This window comes from Alteromonas sp. I10 (assembly GCF_003201515.1).
Taxonomy (GTDB): Bacteria; Pseudomonadota; Gammaproteobacteria; order Enterobacterales; family Alteromonadaceae; genus Alteromonas; species Alteromonas macleodii.
Genome location: NZ_QJJN01000003.1, coordinates 481,360 through 503,702, shown reverse-complemented (window position 1 = coordinate 503,702; position 22,343 = coordinate 481,360). Strand labels below are relative to the sequence as shown.

The following is a 22,343-nucleotide window of genomic DNA, read 5'->3' as shown; positions in this document are numbered from 1 at the left end:
ATCTGGGTGAGCGTAATCGTACTCAGGTTTTTCAGTGAAAGTGCCAGTAAAACCATAGATAAAAACTTTACTCATACCAGTAGCACCTAACTTTCCAATAACGGGCGCAGACATGTGGGGCATAATGGCGCAGCCGCCCCGCGTGTATGCGTCCCAGCGAACGCAGTGAGTGTGTTGATTGGCTTGTTAGCTGACATTGTTAATCGAAGAGAGTGTCGCCTTTTTAAGTCCACTTTAGTCATGAGTCCTTTTCTCTAGGTTTATCAGCATCTGGGTTTGCGAATAGGTAAAAGATAAAAACCAACCACATTGCTCCAAACACACCAACAGTTGTTACAACTAAGCGGAGAAATACTTCCATGGCTGAGCCAGTAACATCTCTGGTTAGTATTGCATATAAAACCAAAAGCATAATTATTAAAGAAGATATTACGGCGTACTTTAAAGCCCTTCTTGGCAAAGACATTTGAGTCATGGTCTACCTACTGACAGCTAACAATTTAGTGTAAGGAAAAAATCCTTTATGCAAAGTGGATAGTTTCCATATATCACATTTATAGTTTTATCACTTTCGCACGTAAATACACTTCCATCAATAACCTACACTTAGTATCTGAAAACACCGTACTTAAGTACGGAATCTTTCCTTTTTATTTTACGGACGAGTCAAAAACCGCAATTCTGTTTTTATTTACAGTAATTAAAATCAAAAAAATGAAATCAATGTTCATGCAAATGGTGATAGAGCACATGCAAAACCGTCGCTATGCGAAGCGTTCGATTGAACTCTATAGTAAATGGATAATTAGCTTTATCCGCTTCAATAATAATAAGCACCCATCTGAAATGGGAGACAAAGAAGTTGAAGTGTTTTTGTCTCACTTAGTTAACGCTAAAAATGTGGCTCCGGCCACTCAAGCTAGCGCGCTAAATGCACTAGCGTTCTTGTATCGCGATATATTGGAAAGGCCACTTTCATGCGAACTCAACTTTGTTTCAAGTCGTAGGCAAGCCAAGCTTCCAGTTGTATTAACACAGGAAGAGGTCGTTTCTCTTTTTGAGCAAATTCCTGCCAACCTAAAGTTACCAATATCTTTATTGTACGGAAGTGGTTTGCGGTTAATGGAAGCGGTTAGGCTACGAGTTAAAGACATTGATTTTGACTACAACGCTATTCGCATTTGGGATGGGAAAGGCGGTAAGCATCGCATTGTAACGTTGGCTGCGGAATTAAAACCAAGTCTTACACGACAAATCGCTATGGTAGAAAACTTCTTGGCGGCTGATTTAGAAAATCCAAAGTACGTAGGCGTTTATCTACCTCACCGATTACGTTTGAAATACAAAAACGCGCCCAGAGAGTTAGGCTGGCATTATTTATTTCCCTCTTCTCGATTATCTATCGATCCTGAAAGCAAAAGAGTGCGACGACATCATATTGATGAATCGAGTATACAAAAAGCAATACGAAACACGGCAAAAACTTGTGACATTAAAAAGAAAGTTACGCCTCATACACTGCGCCACTCTTTTGCAACCCATTTGCTGCAATCGGGCGCTGATATTAGAACGGTGCAAACACAGTTAGGTCATTCAGACGTAAAGACCACGCAAATTTATACTCACGTGCTTCAGCAAGGTGCGCAGGGGGTGGTAAGTCCTTTATCTCGTATTTTGAAGTAATCTGAAAAGTAATTAGAATCAACAAAAAAGGGCCCGAAGGCCCTTTTCAATATTTAGCTTTAAAAGCGCTTATTTTAACGCTTATACACGCTCAAATACGGTAGCAATACCTTGACCTAAACCAATACACATAGTCGCTAAGCCTAGGCTTACGTCTTGTGATTCCATTAGGTTGATAAGCGTACCCGAGATACGTGAACCAGAACAACCTAGTGGGTGACCAAGTGCAATTGCACCACCGTTAAGGTTAATCTTAGTATCAAGGTGGTCCATCCAACCTAGTTGCTTAATGCATGATAGCGCCTGTGCTGCGAACGCTTCGTTAAACTCAGCAAGTTCAATATCGTCCATAGTAAGGCCAGCGCGCTTAAGCGCTTTTTGTGTTGCTGGCACTGGGCCGTAACCCATAATTGCCGCATCACAACCAGCCACTGCCATCGAGCGAATTTTCGCACGAGGCGTTAGGCCAAGCTCTTTCGCACGGTCTGCTGACATAAGTAGCATACCTGATGCACCGTCAGACAGCGCAGAAGATGTACCCGCAGTAACAGTACCGTTTACTGGGTCGAACACTGGGCGAAGTGCCGCCATGCTCTCAGCAGTGCTCTCTGGGCGAACTACTTCATCGTAGTCAATTAGCTTTAATACGCCGTTTGCGTCGTGACCTTCAACAGGCACAATCTCGTTAGCCCAGCGGCCTTCAAGGTGTGCTTTGTGCGCTAGCTGGTGCGAACGCGCACCGAATGCGTCTTGTTGCTCACGAGTAATACCGTTTTGACGGCCAAGTAGCTCGGCTGTCATACCCATCATACCCGACGCTTTCGCCGTGTACTTAGCAAGACCAGGGTGGAAGTCGATGTTGTAGTTCATCGGTACGTGACCCATGTGCTCAACACCACCAATCATGTAAATGTCACCACGGCCGCTCATGATGCCGCTTGTTGCATCGTGAAGGGCTTGCATTGATGAACCGCATAAGCGGTTTACCGTTACCGCGCCTGTTGTGCGTGGAATTTTTGTGAGTAGTTGCGCGTTACGTGCAACGTTGAAGCCTTGTTCTTTAGTTTGCTGAACACAGCCCCAAATGATGTCTTCAATTTCCGCTGGGTTTACGCCAGGGTTACGCTCTAGTAGCGCGGTCATTAGCGCAGCAGATAAGTCTTCTGCACGCACATTTCTGAAAACACCGTTTTTTGAACGACCCATAGGGGTACGTACGCAATCGATTACGACCACTTCTTTCATTAGTTTTTCCTCCGGGTCTTATGCGAAATAGGATTTACCAGAAGCGGCCATTTCACGAACGCCGTCTGAGATCTGATAAATAGGACCAAGTTCAGCGTACTTGTCTGCCATAGCAACAAAGTTCGCCAAGCCAATGGTTTCAATCCAACGGAAAATACCACCGCGGAATGGAGGGAAACCTAAGCCGTAAAGTAGCGCCATATCTGCTTCAGCTGCGCTATCTACAATGCCTTCTTCTAGGCAGCGAATTGCTTCGTTTGCCATAGGGATCATAAGGCGTGCAATAATGTCGTCTGCTTCAAAGTCTGTCTTCTCAGCTACGTGTGGCGCCATTAGTGCATATGCTTCTTCAGCCGGTGTTTTAGACGGCTTGCCGCGCTTATCAACACCGTAGTTGTAAAAACCTTTACCGTTCTTCTGACCTAAACGCTCTTCTTTGTAGAACAGTGTTACAGGGTCGTTGTCTAGGCGAGCCATACGCTCTGGAATACCCGCTGCCATTACGTCTGCTGCGTGATCGCCCGTGTCGATACCTACAACGTCCATTAGGTAAGCAGGGCCCATAGGCCAGCCGAAGATTTTTTCCATTACTTTATCAACAGCAACAAAGTCTGCGCCGTCGATAAGTAGCTTACTGAAGCCCGCAAAGTATGGGAACAATACGCGGTTTACCAAGAACCCTGGGCAGTCGTTAACCACAATTGGGGTTTTGCCCATTTTAAGGGTAGCGGCTACTACCGCATTGATGGTTTCTTCAGAGGTTTTTTCACCACGAATAATTTCAACAAGCGGCATGCGGTGCACTGGGTTAAAGAAGTGCATACCACAGAAGCGCTCTGGCTTGTCTAGGCTTTCAGCTAGCTGGTTGATAGAGATAGTAGAGGTGTTTGAACAGATGATAGCGTCGTCAGCTACGCTCTCTTCAACTTCTTTTAGTACAATACCTTTTACTTTCGGGTTTTCTACAACCGCTTCAATAACAAGGTCTGCATCTTTAAGTGTGCTGTACTCAAGGGTAGGCGTGATAGCGTTAAGTGTTTGCGCCATTTTAGTCGCGTCTACTTTACCGCGCTGCATGCCTTTACCAAGAATTTTCGCTGCTTCAGAAAGGCCAAGGTCTAGTGCACCTTGATTAATGTCTTTCATGATAACTGGCGTGCCTTTCACAGCGCTTTGGTATGCGATACCGCCGCCCATGATGCCTGCACCTAGTACAGCATTAAGCTTGGTTTCTTTTGTGCTTGCTTTCGCTTGCTTCTTACCTTTGCTCTTAACTAGTTGGTCGGCAAGGAAAATACCAATCTGTGCTTTCGCAGCGTCGGTTTTCGCAAGCGCTACAAAGCCTTCGTTTTCAAGCTTAAGTGCGCCGTCACGGTCTAGACCCGCTGCTTTTTGTACTGTCTCAACCATTTTGTGCGGTGCTGGGTAATGTTTACCAGCTTGTGCAAATACCATGGCTTGAGCAGTAGAGAAACTCATCATAGCTTCGTTTTTGTTTAGCTGTAGTGGGGCTTTCTTAACCGCACGACGCGCTTGCCAGTCAAATTTACCGTCAGCGGCGTCTTTCACCATTGAAAGCGCACCTTCAACAAGTGCTTCTGGTGCAACAACGGCATCAACTGCGCCTTCAGCAAGGGCTTTCGCGCCTTTTCTGTCGCGGCCAGTGGTCATCCACTCAAGGGCGTTGTCTGAACCAATAAGGCGAGGTAGACGAACCGTACCACCAAAACCAGGCATTAGGCCTAGTTTAACTTCTGGCAAACCAATTGAAGCAGTAGTGTCTGCAATACGCATGTCACACGCCAATGCCATCTCACAGCCGCCACCTAGAGCGAAGCCGTTAACTGCAGCGATGGTAGGGAAAGGTAGGTCTTCGAAGCGGTCGAATACTTGTGATGTATTGGCAACCCACTGTAGTACTTCTGCATCGTCCATGGCGAATAGGCCAGTGAACTCGGTGATATCAGCACCCACGATAAATGCAGGTTTTGCACTGCGTACCACTAAGCCTTTAACATCGCCTTTAGCAAGTAGGGCTTGAGTTGCTTCGTCAAGTTCACTCACCGTTTGGCGGTCGAACTTGTTTACTGAACCTTGGGCGTCGAATACCAGCTCAGCAAAGCCGTCTTCTAACAGGCTGACGGAAAGACTTTTGCCTGTGTATATCATTATCATCTCCTTCGGCATTGGCCAGGATGTTAGTGAAGTAATCCAACTAATTTGTAGGGTCGTATGCATTCACTAACGCGTTAGGGTGGCTAGATTCTTTACAAAGCCACACAAAATTTCAACAAAAAATCAAACAAGCGTTTCAATTTGTCTAAGGTAGTGGTCGGATGACTTAAATTCAAGTGTAAATATCGAATTCAAGCTTCATTTCGCCATTGGTGGTTGTATAATGAGCGTTATTGACGCAAAGCGCCAATCCAGCAAAAGAATAATCTACAATCATGTCAACTATGTGTGTAAAGCATAGCTAACGACAGCTGGCACAACATCTTCTTTGGCAAGGAGCCAGGCTGAAATTTTCCCTTCGTTTATCAAACGAACGTAGTGGATCAGTCGCAATGCTGCTTTTTCAGCAACATTTTACAATCAGCTCGATTCGGCAAATTTGCCAGCGCTCATAAGCGTTCGAGTGTAGAGCAGGGTAGGAGTTCTATTGTGTCTGGTTTTTATTTTAGTTCGTGGTTAGGTCAGCGCTCGCTGACAAAAAACAATAAATTGTTCGCCACCGTTGTGGGGGCATTTGTTTGCTCGCTCTCTTCATTTTTCTCTATCGGCGCATGGGCTACACAGCCTTTAACACTACCCGAAGATATCTTCGAAAAGGATCGCGCTCGTTATCTAGAAGTTGAAAAAAAGCTGTTAACGTATTCGAAGCGAAGCGTTCAGCGCCTCGATAACGACATTTATGAACTGGCGCATTATCCGCTTTATCCTTATCTACTTAGACTCAAGCTAGAGCGCACGATGTCAATAAGAACAAAGCGCGAGGTTAAGCAGTTTCTAGAAGATTTCAATGGTCAGCCGGTAAGCTACGGTGTGCGTTATAAATGGCTTAATTACCTTGCTAAGAACGATTATCGCAGCACTTTTTTAGACAATTATCGCCCGGGCATGGGAGCAAGGCTAACCTGTATCGCGCTTAATTACCGTTTAAAAGAAGGTGAAAGCGAACAAGCTATTTTGTCCGAAGTCGACGCTTTATGGCTTCACGGTCAGTCGCAACCGGACGAATGCGATCCGCTTTTTGCTAAGTGGAAAAAAGCTGGCATGATGACACCCGAAATGGTGATCAAGCGCATAGAGATTGCCGCGAAAGAAGATAACCGAAGCATTATCTCTTATCTTAAGCGCCAACTTCCCGGTGATAAGCAATACCTGGCTGACGCGTGGCTATCGGTAACCCGAGACACCAGCCGAGTAAATAGAACGGCGCTCTTTCCACTAAAAAATGCATCGCATGAAGCTGAGGTAATCGTATGGGCGGTCGAGAAACTTGCTTGGCGAAACCCTGACTTAGCCGGCACGGTATTTAACCGCTACAACGACAAAAACGTGTTCTCGCCAGCGCAGCAGCACGTTATGCGAAGAGCAATAGCGCTTAGCTACACGCTAGACCGCCTTCCTCAAGCGCATCATTGGCTTGAACTTGCTGATGTGCAGGGTGCCAATGAAGATGTAAAGCTTTGGCATATTTCCCATTTGCTTCGCACGAAAAAGTGGCAGGAAGTGGTTAATGTTATTGATAGCGCTCCTGCCAGTTTGCAGCAAGAAGAAAACTATCGCTATTGGAAAGCCCGTGCTTTAGAAGCGCTTGGTCAAACTATGCAGGCTACGGTGCTTTATAAAGAGCTTTCTCAAGAACGCCATTATTATGGCTTTATGGCAAGTGCGCACATAGGCGAAATTCCGTCGCTTGCACACATGCCAGCGCCAAGAGACACGGCGGCTATTGCCAGTGTGGCGAAAACTCCTGCCACCATGCGCTCTGTTGAATTTTTCAGGTTAGACAGAACCACAGAAGCGCGCCGAGAGTGGTTTTATTTACTGTCACATTTACCCGAATCGAAAGTGACCGGTGCGGGCATTTTGGCGTATGAGTGGGGCTTGTACGATCAAGCTATTACCAGTTTTGCGCGAAGTGGCTATTGGGATGATGTCGAGCGCCGATTCCCACTGGCCTTCAATGATGTATTCAGCGAAAAGTCGCAGGCATACAGCATTTCAAAGTCGCTGGCTATGGCTATTGCACGCCGCGAAAGTTCGTTTAGAAGCGATGCTATCTCTTCGGTGGGAGCGGCAGGACTCATGCAGCTTATGCCGGGAACAGCGCGTTATGTAGCAAAAGAGAAAGTGAGTCGTAACACACTGTTTCAGGTAGACGATAACGTCGAATACGGCGTGCAGTACCTGCGTTATTTAATGGACAAGTTAAACAATAACCCTGTGCTGGTGTCCGCATCTTATAACGCTGGTTGGCGCAAAGTGTTGGAATGGTTACCTGCTAATGAAGCGCTGCCCGTGGATATTTGGATTGAGAATATTCCCTACAAAGAAACCCGTGCTTACGTGAAGGCGGTGATGGCGTATCAGCATATTTACGACCAGCAGTTAGGTGGAAACGAAAATATCTTCCCTCAACTTACCCGCGATATGATCCCATCGGCAGATGCAGTAAGTACACATCCGGTAACAGGTACACTGCAACTAGCACCGCGATAGCTATCAAAGTTAGGCGTATACGGGTACGCCTTTCATTACGTTATTATTTTACCAGTATGGGAAACTTAACGTATACAACAGCACAGCGGTCTGAGCCAGTATGCATGTCATGCTGGCCTCGTGATACACTAGTAGCTAACTAACGACTAAAAAGATAAGAGGGGCTATGTCGCAACATAAAGCAACCTACCAACAGCATATCGAAGAGCTTCAAGCTAGAACTCGCGAAGCACTACAGCGAGAAGGGCTAGACGGACTAGTTATTCACTCAGGGCAGGGCAAACGTCTTTTCTTGGACGATAATCACTACCCATTTAAGGTAAACCCGCAGTTCAAAGCATGGGTGCCTGTTATTGATAACCCTAACTGTTGGCTGGTGGTAAACGGTGTAGACAAGCCTACGCTTATTTTCTATCGCCCTGAAGATTTCTGGCACAAAGTGCCACCAGAGCCAAATGACTTTTGGACTGACAGCTTCGACATTAAACTACTTCAACAGGCCGATGCGGTAGAGAAATTTCTGCCTTACGATAAAAGCCGTTTTGCCTATGTAGGCGAATATATTGAAGTGGCAAAAGCGTTGGGTTTTGGCAATGTAAATCCAGACCGCGTGTTGCACTATTTGCACTATCAACGTGCTTATAAAACCGACTATGAACTTGACTGCATGCGTGAAGCTAACAAGCTGGCGGTGGCAGGCCATAAGGCTGCTGAGCAAGCCTTCCGTGAAGGCAAAAGCGAATTTGATATCAATCTTGCCTATGCCGCAGCAAGCCGACAAGGTGACAACGACGTACCATATACCAGTATTGTGGCACTTAACGAGCATGCTTCAATTCTGCATTACATGCAGTGTGATACCGTAGCGCCAAAAGAATCACGTTCGTTTCTGATTGATGCGGGTGCAAACTATCATGGCTATGCGGCAGATATTACGCGTACTTACGCTCAAGAAGGTGTTCATAATTCAGCGATGTTCCGCGACCTCATTCAAGCGGTAGATAAGGTAACGCTGACCTTAGTCGATTCGTTAAAGCCGGGTGTAGCCTACACAGACATTCACTTGTTAGCCCACGATGGTATTGCGCAAATTCTTCACGATACCGGCATGGTGAATTTAACGCCACCTGAGATTGTGGAAATGGGCATTACACGCACGTTCTTCCCACATGGCATTGGCCATTTCTTGGGGCTGCAGGTACACGATGTGGGCGGATTGGTTAATGATGACAGAGGCACGCCTAAGCCTGCTCCTGATGATCACCCGTTCTTACGCTGCACGCGTATGGTAGAAGCCCGTCAGGTGTTCACTATTGAGCCGGGCCTGTACTTCATCGATAGTCTACTGCGCGACCTTAAAGCGACGCCTGCGTCTAAGTACATTAACTGGGATACCATTGATGCATACAAACCGTTTGGTGGCATTCGCATTGAAGACAACATTATTGTGCATCGCGATAAGAACGAGAACATGACCCGAGATTTGGACTTAAATTAATCGACTTTTTGTGTATAGCCAACACAACCCATCGTTATAAATGCAAAGAGCAGCCTTAAGCTGCTCTTTTTCGTTACGCGCTTTTAAAATGTACGTTCTCTTTGTTGCGTCACCTCGATGTAGAACCACTATACCTGCGGTAACACGCCGCGATTACGAACATTTTAACTCTCGTTGAGTGGGTAATTATCTATGCGGACTGGTATTATTTGTAAACCAATGGTGCTGTGTGTAGTAATCAATAGGAAGATATTCAAGTAATGGTTAGAAAGGAGTCGTTATGCCACAAGGCGATATTGTAGGTTTATTAATAATGGCAACGGTGGCGGGTCTTGCTATGCCCGCAGGCGCTATTTTAGCGACTTATCAAGGCATTCAGCCTAAGTGGCTAGAAAAAGAGTTACGCCATGGCATTTTAGCGTTAGGAGCAGGAGCGCTAATTTCGGCGGTGGGACTTGTGCTCGTACCTGAAGGCATAAAAGACGTATCGGTATTTGCGGCCATAATGTGCTTCGTTGGCGGTGCCTTAGCTTTCATGGCCCTTGATATTTATCTAGCGAAAAAGAAAACCGCAGGCAGCCAGTTAGCTGCCATGCTCAGTGATTTTGTGCCTGAGTCTATCGCACTTGGTACTACGGCAGCGTTAGGCGGAGGTACCATGTTATTAGGCCTACTGATTGCAGTTCAAAACTTACCAGAAGGGTTTAATGCGTATAGGGAAATGTTGCCAAAGAACAAGCAGCGCAGTACCAAACTCATTATTATCTTTGTATTAATGGCGCTACTTGGCCCCTTGTTTAGCTTGTTAGGCTTTTATTATCTAGCGCAATTCCCCGTTGTAATGAGCGGTATAATGCTGTTTGCCGCAGGTGGAATACTTTATTCGGTGTTTCAGGATATTGCACCGCAAATTCGTATGGAAAACCATTGGCTTCCTCCGCTTGGCGGTATTCTTGGTTTTTTAGTGGGGATGATAGGCTTCATGCTCGAAGGCTAGCTTTTTAATAATTAGCTAGTTTTCGTAATTGGTAATTGCCAATAAAAAAAGCGTGTTGCTTACAACACGCCTTTTCATATCACTTATCGACAATTAGTTATCTATTGCTAGTTAGCTTGTACGCTCAATTGAAATATGTGCCAGCGCGATTAACGCCTCTTTATATTCAGAATCTTCAATAGCGTTTAAGCTGTTAATGGCCATTTGTACTTCTTTTTGCGCACATTCACGTGTGTAGTCCAAAGCACCGGTTTCTTCCATAATGCCTTGAATCCGCGTCAAGTGTGGTAGGCCATTGCTTTGTTCAATAGCTTCTTGAATAAGCGCTTTGTCGTCGTCATTTCTTGCGTGCCACATAGCGTAAAGTAATGGCAGAGTTGGCTTACCTTCAGCTAAGTCGTCGCCCGCATTCTTGCCCATTTCTTCACTGTCAGCCATGTAGTCAAGTATATCGTCAGCTAGTTGAAAGGCTGTGCCTAGGTGCTTGCCGTATTCTTGCATAGCGTGTTCAATGTGCTCATTTTGGTCGGTCAGCACAGCCGCTAACTGCGTAGCAGCTTCAAACAAACGCGCCGTTTTACCGTAAATAACATCAAAGTAACGAGCTTCTGTAGTGCTGGGATCGTTACAGTTCATCAGCTGTAACACTTCACCTTCAGCAATTTGGTTTGTGGCTTCAGACAGTATCTCCATAACGCGCATGCGTTTAAGGCTCACCATCATTTGGAAAGAACGGGTGTAAAGAAAGTCACCCACTAACACTGATGCCTGATTGCCAAAAATGGCATTGGCCGTTTCCCGCCCTCTGCGCATGGTCGATTCGTCAACTACATCGTCGTGCAACAGGGTAGCGGTATGAATAAATTCAACAATCGCCGCAAGGGTATGGTGATCGTTGTTGTCTATTCCCATAGCCCGCGCACTTAACACGGTAAGAAGTGGGCGTAATCGCTTGCCGCCACTGTTTACAATGTAAAAACCAAGCTGATTAATTAGGGCAACATCAGAGTCGACTTGTTGTTGAATCAGCTGGTTGACCGCCTGCATATCATCATTAGACAGGGCGCGGATTTGATCTATATCCATAGGCATGGCAATAAATACTTACTCTTACGTCTTGGGCAATTATTGGTGGCGATTGTACCTTAATCATCTGTACTATCCACCAAATTGTCTTAAAAAATGACGGCTTAACGCATTTACGTGTAATTCCTCAAATACGGTTAAACCAGATGTGAAAAAGGTGGGGCTGCGTTCTTCATATAAATTCTGTTCTGTGTTTAGCGGTTTGCCGCACGTACGCCCCCTTAATCATGCGATCACATGCAATTATAGGTGCTCTCGATAATTTTTCCTGTTAAGTCGCTATTTTTTGATGTTTGTATGAAGAAAACGAAGTGTTTAAGAGCAACTTTGTTTCTCAATTAGGGGAGTAGCATTGCCCCAAGTCACAGATACAAAGTGGGGAAGTAGTAATCGTAAAAACGATCCTATTCGTGGGATCCAACAGCTCGATCGCAGTCTGATCGCAATGCATATTTGAGGATCGTTTGCCGATCTCGCTCGCGTGATCTTGCGCTGTTTGGATCGCATTTCTATGTAATTTGACCTATCAATATTTCCATTTTGATTTAATACGACCTAAAAATTTTTACTGTTTTTTCAAAAAAATTTGTGAATTTTTAACGGTTTTTGGGCATTTGAAGCTGCATCAAATACGCAATTGGGGCATAATTCGCCCCATGTTGGAAAAATAATCTATTTTTCTGCGAATCGGGGTTGTGATTTACGGATGTTTCACGTACAATTCGCGCCCTGTTTTTTGAATTGAAGCGTCAGTGGACGCAGAGCGGAGTTAACTATGTACGCGGTTTTCCAAAGTGGCGGTAAACAACACCGTGTGGCCGAAGGCCAAACCGTTCGTCTTGAAAAAATCGAAGTAGCCCCAGGCGAAACGGTTGAATTTGACAAAGTTTTAATGGTAAGCAACGGTGACGACGTAAAAATCGGCACACCAATCGTTGCTGGTGGTAAGGTGACTGCTGAGGTTGTTACACACGGTCGTGGCGATAAAGTAAAAATCGTTAAGTTCCGTCGTCGTAAGCACTCTCGTAAGCAAGCGGGTCACCGTCAGTGGTTCACAGAAGTGAAAATCACTGGTATCAACGCATAATAGGAGCACGAACACATGGCACACAAAAAAGCTGGTGGTAGTACCAAAAACGGTCGTGATTCAGAAAGTAAACGCCTAGGTGTTAAGCGCTTTGGTGGTGAATCTGTTCTTGCTGGTAACATCATTGTTCGTCAACGTGGTACTCGTTTCCACGCTGGTGACAACATGGGTATCGGTAAAGACCACACGTTGTTTGCACTAAAAGACGGTAAAGTTCAGTTCGACGTTAAAGGACCGAAGAACCGTAAATTTGTAAGCATCGTAGCTGAGTAAGCGCGTAAGCTTCTCGCCGAACAGGCTTAGAAAAACCCCGCGCTTGCGGGGTTTTTTGTTTTGTGAAACCTTTCTTTCTTTTTCTGTTCTTAATTAATAGCGATTATATTCTGAAAATGAATTAGCGCTGAGCAAGGTTTTACTTCTCAATTTTTTAGAATGCTGAGTAGACTCAAAAGCGCCGATGCGCAATTTGGTGTAAACTTAGTATTCGCATTAAATAAGTTAATAACCCACGGCATTACAGCCCGGAGCGATAAATGAAATTTGTAGATGAAGCTGAAATTCGCGTTGAAGCCGGTGACGGCGGCAACGGTACAATTGGCTTTAGAAGGGAAAAATACGTACCTAAAGGTGGCCCAGACGGTGGCGACGGTGGTGACGGCGGCAGTGTATTTTTACAGGCCGATGAAAACCTAAATACATTGATCGATTATCGCTTTGAGCGCTTTCACCGTGCTGAGCGTGGCCAAAATGGTCAAGGCGGCAACTGTATCGGTAAGAAAGGTAAAGACCTCACCGTAATGGTGCCTGTTGGCACGCGTGCTACTGATAGTGATACTGGCGAAGTATTAGGTGACCTGACTCGTCATGGTCAAAAGCTTAAAGTGGCACAAGGTGGTTTTCACGGTTTAGGTAATGCCCGCTTTAAAAGCAGTACGAACCGTGCCCCACGTCAAAAGACCAATGGTACACCAGGTGAAATTCGCAACCTTAAGCTAGAGCTTATGCTTCTAGCCGATGTTGGCTTACTTGGTATGCCTAACGCAGGTAAATCGACCTTTATCCGCTCTGTATCAGCAGCTAAGCCTAAAGTGGCTGATTATCCGTTTACAACCTTGGTGCCTAACTTAGGAGTGGTTCGTCAAGACTCACAGCGAAGCTTCGTTGTTGCGGATATTCCTGGTTTGATTGAAGGTGCTGCCGATGGTGCTGGCCTAGGTATACGCTTCTTAAAACACTTAGAGCGCTGTCGTATCTTGCTTCACGTGGTAGATATTTTCCCTGTTGATGAAACGGATCCTGCCGAGCACGCAAAAGCGATCATTGAAGAGCTTGAAAAATACAGCCCTAAATTGGCAGAAAAGCCCCGTTGGTTAGTATTTAATAAAGTCGATTTACTACTTGAAGAAGAAGCTGAAGAACGCTGTCAGCACGTGATCGATGCGTTGGGTTGGGAAGGCCCAGTTTATCAAATCTCTGCGTTCCAAAAGATGAACCTAGATCCTTTGTGTAACGACATTATGGACTTCATTGAAACTCTTCCAGCTGAACTGGAAGAGGAAGAAGAGAAGAAAGAAGTAGAATTCAAGTGGGACACTTACCACAAGAATACACTTGAAGCTCATGATGAGTTTGAAGATGACCTAGATGACGACGACTGGGACGAAGACGATTACGACGTGGAAGTTGAGTATCGTCGTTGAGAAACAATCGCTGAGAAACAGTCGCTGAGAAACAATCGCTGAGTGACAGTCAATTGCGAAACAATTACTGATAACCAGTGCTCTAAAGCAAATTAGAACACCAAAAAGCTCGCATCGTTGCAAAGACAACGTGCGAGCTTTTTTGTAAGTAACGCGGTTAGGCTAATGCACCCTCATCGTGCTGGCTTACTCACTGGTATGATAGATAACCTTTCCCAGCAATTGAGCGCGAGTAAACTTACCCATGGCCCCTTGGCTTACAGAGTGGGCCTTGTTATCGCCCGTTAAGGTAAACGTTCCGTCGGTGTTAACTTGGTCTACCCTTTTGATAATTACGCCGTAAGTGCTGCTTTTAACAACCACGATTTGCCCACTACGCAGCCACCTAAGAGGCCATCTCATTGCACAGACAAAGTCACCGTCGTTTAGAGAAGGCAACATGCTGCTCCCCGTAACCCGCATAATTTTAAACATTTAGAGGTCGGGATAAACCACTTCTTCAGAAGGTGGATAGGGGCACGTTGCTTTTTTGGTTGCGACATCCTTGGTTGCCCAGAAACGCTCGGCAAATTCATTCACTAACGAAAGCAGCTCTTCAGCTTTTTCTCTGCTGACGTGTTGCTTACACCCAGAACCGGCCAGCATGATTTTATGTACCAGCTCGTTAGTATCTGGAAACTTCTCAAACTGAGGGGCTTTAAAGTAATCGCCCCATATTACCCTGACTTCTTGCTTTACTTTCTCTGCACGGGTTTCCTTTTCTGCTACTAAGCGGCTCATTTGCGCTTGATCTGCAAACGTAAGTGTCTCTTTTTCGGCCAGTTCGTTAAGTAGGTCTACGAAGCGAATAACACTCAACGCAGCCAACTGCGCCGAAAACGGATCGTAAATTTTGCAAGGAATGTCGCAATGTGCGCTAGCCGCAGAGAAGGGGCTAACGGCATGGATTTTTGAGAGTAATTGATGAATCATAATTCGTACCCCCTTACTTTGCTGAGCGCTTTTTAGCGTTGAAGTATTTGTAAGCCGCAAAGCCACACGCAGCTGCACAGCCTACAAGAGACGCGTAAAACAGAGCATGCATAACACCGCTAGTCCAGTGTTCATGATCGTGTCCTGCATGAGCGAATGTGCCCGAACTAAATACAGCGGCGTATAGCATTAGAGCTGAGCGTTTAAGGTTAACTTTCATGAATTCTCCTAAAGCGTTAGTAAAAGTAAGGTGAAGTAGTTAGGCGCATAAGTATCGGTGCAACTACACGGCGAAGCGCAGTGGTACATTGCTGTTCACGATGTTGTTAGAGGCGCTGATGACAGTATGAGCTCTGTCGACAATGGCGTTTCGGTGGTGAGGCAGTTTCAGATGAAAGTATGTCTCTTCAAGCAAGCTTGTTAAGCCCATAATCTTAGCTGTCATTGCGCTGTTCTCACCGCCGTCTACCTCAAGCAGAATAACGGCGATATCAAACGCACAGCCAAGGTATGGAATTGCTTCACTGAACTGACCGCTTTGCATAAGCATTGTGCCTTGCATTTCATCGCGCGCCATTACGTGTAGGGCCTGTTCTGGGTTGTTGTAAACCCAATCTGCGTGTTTAGGGCATAGATAGTTTATTTGCATTGTCGCGACCTCCTGTATACACACTAGAACAGTTAAAATAATAATGCAAATGATAACTGTTTCTATTTGTTGAGTGTTAAAGCTATACCCTTTGAGCCAATACACATTTGGTCGCTGATATTGATATACTGCCGCGGTTCAACAATAAAAACGGCTTTATAGGTAATGAAATGAAGATAGCGATGATTGCTGCTATGGCGAAAAACAGAATTATAGGCGCAGATAATGATATGCCGTGGCACTTACCGGCTGATTTAAAACACTTTAAAGCGATCACCTTAGGCAAAGCCGTCATAATGGGCCGCAAAACCTATGAGTCAATCGGAAGGGCATTACCTGGCAGGCCAAACATTGTTATAACGAGTAATGCTGACTACAGCTTATCTGACGCGACGGTAGTAGATTCACCAGAGTCAGCGATTGAGGTAGCCAAAGCGCTAAGCGCAGAGAACAGCGACAACGATGAAATAATGATTATCGGTGGCGGTACTATTTACCAAACGTTCTTAGATAGCTCTGACACTTTGTATCTCACACATATTGATTTGACTGTTGACGGAGATACACAGTTCCCAGACTATGAGGCGGCAGCAAGTTGGACGGAAGTATCACGTGATGAACATGACGCCGATGAGAAAAATCCTCACCCTTACACATTCGTTACTCTCGTTCGAAACTAACGGAGAGATTGGAACTAGGTCCAATTTAAAATAAAAAAATGCCAGTGTTGTGAAACTCAAAAATTGAGAGCTTCACAACACTGGCATTTTTATTTTTGCGTTGCGCGCAGATGCTACTTCATTTGGTCGAACAGGTTCTCTAATGAAAGACCCTGATGACCCAACATATCGCGAAGACGGCGAAGTGCTTCTACTTGAATTTGACGAACACGTTCACGTGTTAAGCCAATTTCGGCACCCACATCCTCAAGTGTTGAAGGTTCATATCCCATAAGACCGAAACGACGAGCAAGTACTTCGCGTTGCTTAGGGTTTAGTTCTTCAAGCCAGGTTACAATATTACTTTTGATATCTGAGTCTTGTAAGCTCTCTTCAGGGCTAAACTCTTTCTCGTCAGCAATAATGTCGAGGAGTGCTTTATCATTTTCTCCACCAATAGGTGTATCGACAGAGGTAATGCGCTCGTTTAAACGCAACATCTTAGTGACATCTTCCACAGGCTTATCAAGCGCTAGTGCAATTTCTTCTGCAGTTGGCTCATGATCAAGCTTTTGTGAAAGTTCACGAGAAGCACGTAAATAAACGTTTAGTTCTTTCACTACATGAATAGGCAAACGAATAGTGCGCGTTTGGTTCATGATAGCGCGTTCGATGGTTTGGCGTATCCACCATGTGGCGTATGTTGAAAAGCGGAATCCGCGTTCAGGATCAAACTTCTCTACGGCACGAATTAGTCCTAAATTGCCTTCTTCGATTAAATCTAGAAGTGCCAACCCACGGTTGTTATAACGGCGAGCAATCTTAACAACAAGGCGAAGGTTGCTTACAATCATACGTTTACGAGAGGCTTCGCAGCCTTTCAGTGAGCGGCGCGCAAAATAAACTTCTTCTTCTGCGGTTAGCAGTGGTGAAAAACCAATCTCTCCTAGATAAAGCTGTGTGGCATCCAGGTTTTTAGGTTGGTCATCCTGACTGAAAATGGCGTCGTCATTTTCTAGTTCAGCGTCGTTAACTAAGGTTTCGTCAGCTTTCATATCAGCTGGCATATCGATGACTTCTAAGTCATCTTGCGGTTTTGATTCTAAGGCTTTATTTGACTTACCCATCATGAATCTCCTGCTACAAGGTTTACCTTATGACGTTTCTCCTTTGTCTTTTTTTATTGTTATTTATTTTTATTATTTTAATGCTGGCAGGTATTTCATAGGGTCTAATGATTTCCCTCTATACCTAACTTCAAAGTGAAGTTTTACCGAATTTGTTCCGCTGTCACCCATGGTTGCAATTTGCTGCCCTGCCGACACCCATTCTCGTTCTTTGACTAAAATAGTGTCGTTGTAGGCATAGGCACTTAGAAAGGTATCTGTATGCTTAATGATAACCAGATTACCGTAACCTCTTAGTGCGCTACCTGAGTAAACAACTTTTCCATCTGCTGCCGCTACGACTTTACTGCCTTTAGCACCAGCGATATCAATACCTTTGTTGCCTGACTCTGACTTACTGAAGGTTCCAACTACCTTACCTTCTGCAGGCCACACCCACTCTTGTACTTTGTCTGGAAAACTCGTCGGTGTTTGTTTTTTGACGCTTTGTGACGGCTTCTTGACAGTTGTAACATTTTGTGGCTTAACAACTTTTTCACTTTCACGATACGCCTGTGGTTGTGGGCGGTCAACCAAACTTTTGTCTACATTTGATGTGGTCGGAGCTGTTGACTGATTGGTCTTGGACTTAGGTATAACGGGGGCTGTAGCCACATTCGAAGGTGGCGTGACGTTTAAAACTTGACCAGGGAAAATGGTGTAAGGAGCTGATAATTGGTTGTATTTTGCTAAGTCGCGATAGTCATTTCCCGTGTACCATGCCACCGCATAGAGGGTGTCTCCCCGTTGAACTTTATAGGTTTTTTTTGTGTATTCTTCGCTTCCATCTGAAACTTGGCTATTTAATAAAACCACGGGAGCGGGTGCACTTCTTCCTGCACAGCCCCCGATGAGTACACAAATATATAACAAAATTCCTATGTGAAGGTGGAGCCTACGCATGTCATCGCAATAGTAAATAAGCGAATATTGCGAGGATGACTACTCCCCATCCAAGCACTTCTACATACTGCCTTAGCTTTTGCTCCATGGCTGCGCCCCCCCAGCGCATGAGTGCTGCGACCAAAAAGAAGCGTGCGCCTCGACCAACAGCAGATGCCAGTACAAATGGCAAGAAGGCCATTTGCAAGAAGCCAGCACTCACAGTGAAAATTTTATAAGGGATAGGTGAGAAACCAGCAAGAAAAACTACCCATACGCCGTAGTCTTTAAACCACTGCATTGCCGTGTCTATTTTGTGGGTATACCCCCAGCTCTCGATAAGCGGAGCCAGCCAAGCATCGAAAGCAAAGTAACCAAGCCAATAGCCAGCTATACCGCCCAAAATCGACGCGATGGTCGTAATAAAAGCGAACTGCCATGCTCTAGCAGGCTGGGACAGTGCCATTGGCGCAAGCATAACATCAGGTGGAATAGGGAAGAAAACCGACTCTGAGAAGCTTAACCCGCCCAAATATTTGGTTGCGTGACGATGTCTCGCCCAGCGTAACGCCATGTCATAACATGGCTCAAAAAGCTTCACATTAGCTCTCCTGCTACAAGGGGAACAAATCGGACCGATTCAATGGTCGATGTTTTTAGTTCACCTTCAATCCTATCAATACACAGTAACGATTGTTGCTCGTTACCTACGGGAATAATCAACCGCCCGCCTTCTTTAAGCTGATCGCACAGATCCTGTGGAAGACTTGCAGCGGCGGCGGTGACAATAATGGCATCGTAAGGGCCCTTGGATGCCCAACCTTTCCAACCATCGCCGTGTTTCATTGCAATATTGTGAAGGTCGAGCTGATTCATTCGACGTTTCGCTTGGAACTGCAATGATTTAATACGTTCAACACTGAATACTTTGGCAAAAAGCTGCGCGAGTATAGCGGTCTGATAACCTGAACCCGTGCCTATTTCTAACACTTTCTCGGGTTTATTAGGGCTATCTAGCAGCAACTCTGTCATTTTCGCAACAATATAAGGCTGCGAAATGGTTTGGCCTTGACCTATTGGCAATGCCGTATTTTGATAGGCCTTATGTTTCAGCGCGTCGGGTAAAAAGCTTTCCCGCGGCGTACCAGCAATGGCGTTCAATACTGCTTGCGAACGTATTCCCTCGTTATAAAGCAGTTGTGCTAACGCGTCTCCTTTTCTAGAAGCTCTCATGATGTTGCGTACTTTCCTTTATTCTTATCCACAGCCACGCGAGGTTTAGTCTGTTGCGCGCCACGCTTTCTCAATACTCTTTACACCCTGTTAATTGGGGACAAGGTTTCCACGCACTCTCTAAGGACTGAGGTTGCAAAGCAGCCACTTGGAAGCGCAAACGAGATAGTAAATGTATCACCCTTACTCTGCCATTCAAGCTGTGAAGGCCAAATTTTTATCGCGCGACGCTCTTGTTCGAACCCGCACTGGCTTAAAAAATCGATAACTTCACTATTTTGCTCTGCAACAGATTGCTCAAGTGCTAGTGTGTCAGCTTGCGTAACAAGTTCACCTTTACCCCACAGCGGTGCTGAAGGGCATACGTCTTTGGCATTAAAACGACGTTGTGCGTCTTGCTGCTGCTCAGAGCCGTCGGAACCTTCGTTGATGAAAAAGCTGTTAGAACCTGAAAGCACCAGCGCGTCGCCGTGAGTGACCTTGTCGAACATGTCTTTTTCTAAGCGTGCAGAAAGCATTTCATTAAATAGCCAGCTGCGCAGTGCAGAAAGCGCCATGGAACGTTTGTTGCGGTGTCTGATGGTTTCACCGTTTACCATCCGCTCGGCCATTACTAGGTTTCCACCGCGCTGCACTTCACCCATGTCATTTAAGCGCATTACGCCAAAGCGTTGTTCGCCGTAATAGTTTGGCACACCGTGCTTTTCAATTTCTTGAAGACGCTCTTCAATGGCCTCAGGATGCAGTACCTGGCGCAAGGTAATCGTAAAGTGATTGCCTTTAAGCTGACCCGTTCGCAACTTTTTATTGTGACGCATTTGCTTAAGCACTTTAACGCTTTCCAGTTCAAAGTTGCTGAAGTCGAAGTCAGGCTTACCCGGCGCGTGAATACCAAACCACTGTTGCGTTACCGCGTATTTGTCTTTGCGACCAGCATAGGTAATTTGGCGTAATGGAAGGTTAACGAAACGGGCTAGCTGCTCAGCGACAAACGCGGTATTGGTGTTGGTTTTTTCAATAAATACAAACTGGTGCTCGCCTTCACCACAAGGGGTATAACCCAAATCCTCGACAACTTGAAAATCGTCGGCTTGGAATTTAAAAATACCGGTGGATACAGGTTTTGCGAAATAGTACTGCCAGTGGTCAGTGTGTAAAGGCTTCATAATTTTTCCAGTAGAACAACGGCGTGAGAGGCAATACCTTCTTTACGGCCTGTATAGCCTAGCTTTTCAGTGGTCGTTGCTTTTACATTGATGTCGTCAAGCGATACGTTGCAGTCTTGGGCAATAATCTCACGCATAGCAGTAATGTGCGGCGCCATCTTAGGTGCTTGCGCCACAATGGTCATATCTGCATTACTTAAGCGGTAACCTTTCTCCCTTACTACATTGACAACGTGACGCAGCAGCACGCGGCTGTCTGCACCCGCGTATGCGTCGTCTGTGTCAGGGAAGTGCTTGCCAATATCACCGAGTGCTGCTGCACCTAGCATTGCATCACACAGTGCGTGTAGTAATACATCGCCATCTGAGTGAGCTAACAGTCCTTGCTCATAGTCGATACTGACGCCACCTATTGTGATGGGGCCTTCACCGCCAAACTTGTGTACATCAAATCCGTGTCCAATTCGCATTATGATTGTGCCTTTTGATTTTTTGCGCTGTGGCTTTGAACTCTGTAGTTTTGAGCGTTCTGGCCTTGCGCGCTTAATTTTTGCTTAAGATAAAATTCTGCCAAAGGAAGATCGGCCGGATGCGTTATTTTTATATTTGCCGGACTTCCGCTTACCATGGCAACTTTGTAGCCTTCAAGCTCCATGGCAGAGGCTTCGTCTGTGATATTCGCGCCCTGTGATAAACCATTTTGAAGCGCGCGTTTTAGCAATGTTGCTGGAAAAAGTTGCGGCGTTAAAGCGTGCCAAAGACCGTCTCGGTCTTCAGTGTGAGAAATAACATTTGTTGAAGGTTTGACCCGCTTCATGGTGTCACGAACAGGGGTAGCTAGAATACCGCCAGAAACGTTATCACTGTTCATTAATTCGAGCAGCGCGGAAATATCGCTTTCTTCTATACAAGGCCTCGCGGCATCGTGAACCAGTGCCCAATCGTTCTCGCCAAGTGACATAAGCCCGTTCAATACACTATCAGCGCGTTCCTTTCCGCCATCTACAACGCGAATGGGTTTTTCACGTAACCGATATTGATCAAAATATGCGTCACCTGGGCTTATCGCTACGATCACGTCGTCGATTAACGGATGCTGTAGCAGCGCGTCAATCGTGTGTTCAAGAATGGTTTTACCATTTAAGGTGAGGTATTGCTTTGGGCGGTCAGCCTGCATTCGGCTGCCAACTCCGGCTGCGGGGATAACCGCAACAACGCGGGGCGATGTCATTTTCTTCACTTAGAATCTGCGGGCAAAATACGGTAGAAGGTTTCTCCCTTTTTGATCAGACCGAGTTCATTTCGGGCTCTTTCTTCAATGGCTTCTAGACCAATTTTTAAATCGCTAATATCAGCTTTAAGTAGGGCATTGCGCTGAGCGAGGTTGGCATTTTGAAGGGCTTGAGAGTGAACTTCTTGTTTTCGGTTGAAGTAATCGGGAATACTATTTTTTCCAAACCATAGCCTGTATTGCAATAGACCAAGCAGTACTATCAATACAATGGGAAGCCATTTACCTTGCAACACAGATTCACCTGACAATGTGGTTAAGCGGAAAAAAAGCAGAGACTCTTCGCCTCTGCTGTGTCTTA

The 22,343-nt window shown here is 45.6% G+C and carries 23 protein-coding genes; 8 read left to right on the top strand and 15 right to left on the bottom strand.

Annotation, left to right across the window (positions count from 1 at the left end):
- The first annotated feature begins 714 nt into the window (after positions 1-714).
- Positions 715-1,683, top strand: a complete 969-nt coding sequence (locus BZA03_RS09005) for an integron integrase (RefSeq protein ID WP_110288556.1) — start codon at positions 715-717, stop codon at positions 1,681-1,683.
- Positions 1,684-1,764: 81 nt separating this feature from the next.
- Here the strand turns inward: BZA03_RS09005 and fadA are convergent, their stop codons facing one another.
- Together fadA and fadB are read right to left on the bottom strand one after the other, a co-directional pair.
- A complete protein-coding gene (gene fadA, locus BZA03_RS09000; RefSeq protein WP_015066159.1) occupies positions 1,765-2,928 on the bottom strand; it encodes an acetyl-CoA C-acyltransferase FadA in 1,164 nt (387 codons plus the stop codon).
- A gap of 18 nt (positions 2,929-2,946) precedes the next feature.
- Positions 2,947-5,097 carry a fatty acid oxidation complex subunit alpha FadB gene (fadB, locus tag BZA03_RS08995; protein ID WP_110288555.1) on the bottom strand — a complete coding sequence of 717 codons (2,151 nt, stop codon included), beginning with the start codon at positions 5,095-5,097 and terminating at the stop codon, positions 2,947-2,949.
- Positions 5,098-5,592: 495 nt separating this feature from the next.
- Between fadB and BZA03_RS08990 the strand changes: the two genes are divergently transcribed.
- The 3 genes from BZA03_RS08990 to BZA03_RS08980 all read left to right on the top strand — a co-directional run bounded on the left by BZA03_RS08990 (position 5,593) and on the right by BZA03_RS08980 (position 10,151).
- Positions 5,593-7,656, top strand: coding sequence for a transglycosylase SLT domain-containing protein (locus tag BZA03_RS08990; RefSeq protein ID WP_110288554.1), 2,064 nt, complete (start codon positions 5,593-5,595; stop codon positions 7,654-7,656).
- Between the two features lie 166 nt (positions 7,657-7,822).
- On the top strand, positions 7,823-9,154 hold the full coding sequence (gene pepQ, locus BZA03_RS08985) for a Xaa-Pro dipeptidase (RefSeq protein ID WP_110288553.1): 1,332 nt from the start codon (positions 7,823-7,825) through the stop codon (positions 9,152-9,154).
- 280 nt (positions 9,155-9,434) lie between these two features.
- Positions 9,435-10,151, top strand: coding sequence for a ZIP family metal transporter (locus BZA03_RS08980; protein WP_014948149.1), 717 nt, complete (start codon positions 9,435-9,437; stop codon positions 10,149-10,151).
- Positions 10,152-10,262: 111 nt separating this feature from the next.
- On the opposite strand, the gene ispB is transcribed toward BZA03_RS08980, so the two are convergent.
- Complete coding sequence (gene ispB, locus BZA03_RS08975; RefSeq protein WP_014948150.1) at positions 10,263-11,237, bottom strand: octaprenyl diphosphate synthase; 975 nt, start codon at positions 11,235-11,237, stop codon at positions 10,263-10,265.
- Between the two features lie 775 nt (positions 11,238-12,012).
- On the opposite strand from ispB, the gene rplU reads away from it, so the two are divergent.
- From rplU to cgtA, 3 genes are all read left to right on the top strand, one after another.
- Complete coding sequence (gene rplU / locus BZA03_RS08970) at positions 12,013-12,324, top strand: 50S ribosomal protein L21 (protein ID WP_012517169.1); 312 nt, start codon at positions 12,013-12,015, stop codon at positions 12,322-12,324.
- A gap of 15 nt (positions 12,325-12,339) precedes the next feature.
- On the top strand, positions 12,340-12,597 hold the full coding sequence (rpmA, locus tag BZA03_RS08965) for a 50S ribosomal protein L27 (RefSeq protein WP_012517170.1): 258 nt from the start codon (positions 12,340-12,342) through the stop codon (positions 12,595-12,597).
- Positions 12,598-12,857: 260 nt separating this feature from the next.
- Positions 12,858-14,024 (top strand): Obg family GTPase CgtA, encoded by a 1,167-nt coding sequence (gene cgtA / locus BZA03_RS08960; RefSeq protein ID WP_014948151.1) that lies wholly within the window; start codon positions 12,858-12,860, stop codon positions 14,022-14,024.
- A 186-nt stretch (positions 14,025-14,210) separates the two neighbouring features.
- Here cgtA and BZA03_RS08955 read toward each other — a convergent pair whose 3' ends face one another.
- The 4 genes from BZA03_RS08955 to BZA03_RS08940 all read right to left on the bottom strand — a co-directional run bounded on the left by BZA03_RS08955 (position 14,211) and on the right by BZA03_RS08940 (position 15,645).
- Positions 14,211-14,486 (bottom strand): S24/S26 family peptidase, encoded by a 276-nt coding sequence (locus tag BZA03_RS08955; RefSeq protein ID WP_258364617.1) that lies wholly within the window; start codon positions 14,484-14,486, stop codon positions 14,211-14,213.
- A gap of 12 nt (positions 14,487-14,498) precedes the next feature.
- Entirely contained in the window at positions 14,499-14,996 is a 498-nt protein-coding gene (sodN, locus tag BZA03_RS08950) for a superoxide dismutase, Ni (protein WP_110288551.1), read from the bottom strand.
- Between the two features lie 13 nt (positions 14,997-15,009).
- Positions 15,010-15,216, bottom strand: a complete 207-nt coding sequence (locus tag BZA03_RS08945) for a hypothetical protein (RefSeq protein ID WP_110288550.1) — start codon at positions 15,214-15,216, stop codon at positions 15,010-15,012.
- A 63-nt stretch (positions 15,217-15,279) separates the two neighbouring features.
- Complete coding sequence (locus tag BZA03_RS08940; RefSeq protein ID WP_039224426.1) at positions 15,280-15,645, bottom strand: hypothetical protein; 366 nt, start codon at positions 15,643-15,645, stop codon at positions 15,280-15,282.
- A 182-nt stretch (positions 15,646-15,827) separates the two neighbouring features.
- On the opposite strand from BZA03_RS08940, the gene folA reads away from it, so the two are divergent.
- A complete protein-coding gene (folA, locus tag BZA03_RS08935) occupies positions 15,828-16,325 on the top strand; it encodes a type 3 dihydrofolate reductase (RefSeq protein WP_110288568.1) in 498 nt (165 codons plus the stop codon).
- Between the two features lie 113 nt (positions 16,326-16,438).
- Here folA and rpoS read toward each other — a convergent pair whose 3' ends face one another.
- The 8 genes from rpoS to ftsB form a co-directional block, all read right to left on the bottom strand.
- Positions 16,439-17,431, bottom strand: coding sequence for an RNA polymerase sigma factor RpoS (rpoS, locus tag BZA03_RS08930; protein ID WP_014978235.1), 993 nt, complete (start codon positions 17,429-17,431; stop codon positions 16,439-16,441).
- 72 nt (positions 17,432-17,503) lie between these two features.
- Positions 17,504-18,373 (bottom strand): peptidoglycan DD-metalloendopeptidase family protein, encoded by an 870-nt coding sequence (locus BZA03_RS08925; protein WP_181417287.1) that lies wholly within the window; start codon positions 18,371-18,373, stop codon positions 17,504-17,506.
- 1 nt (position 18,374) lies between these two features.
- A complete protein-coding gene (locus BZA03_RS08920; protein WP_014948159.1) occupies positions 18,375-18,953 on the bottom strand; it encodes a YqaA family protein in 579 nt (192 codons plus the stop codon).
- Complete coding sequence (locus BZA03_RS08915; RefSeq protein WP_014948160.1) at positions 18,950-19,585, bottom strand: protein-L-isoaspartate(D-aspartate) O-methyltransferase; 636 nt, start codon at positions 19,583-19,585, stop codon at positions 18,950-18,952. The genes BZA03_RS08920 and BZA03_RS08915 overlap by 4 nt, the downstream gene beginning before the upstream one ends.
- A gap of 80 nt (positions 19,586-19,665) precedes the next feature.
- Positions 19,666-20,751: a tRNA pseudouridine(13) synthase TruD gene (gene truD, locus BZA03_RS08910; RefSeq protein ID WP_110288549.1), complete on the bottom strand. Its 1,086-nt coding sequence runs from the start codon at positions 20,749-20,751 to the stop codon at positions 19,666-19,668.
- The gene (ispF, locus tag BZA03_RS08905; protein ID WP_014948162.1) at positions 20,748-21,221 is read right to left on the bottom strand and encodes a 2-C-methyl-D-erythritol 2,4-cyclodiphosphate synthase; all 474 of its coding nucleotides are present in this window, start codon (positions 21,219-21,221) and stop codon (positions 20,748-20,750) included. The genes truD and ispF overlap by 4 nt, the downstream gene beginning before the upstream one ends.
- Positions 21,221-21,982 (bottom strand): 2-C-methyl-D-erythritol 4-phosphate cytidylyltransferase, encoded by a 762-nt coding sequence (gene ispD / locus BZA03_RS08900; protein WP_110288548.1) that lies wholly within the window; start codon positions 21,980-21,982, stop codon positions 21,221-21,223. The genes ispF and ispD overlap by 1 nt, the downstream gene beginning before the upstream one ends.
- A gap of 5 nt (positions 21,983-21,987) precedes the next feature.
- Positions 21,988-22,278 carry a cell division protein FtsB gene (gene ftsB / locus BZA03_RS08895; protein WP_014948164.1) on the bottom strand — a complete coding sequence of 97 codons (291 nt, stop codon included), beginning with the start codon at positions 22,276-22,278 and terminating at the stop codon, positions 21,988-21,990.
- Positions 22,279-22,343: the final 65 nt, after the last annotated feature.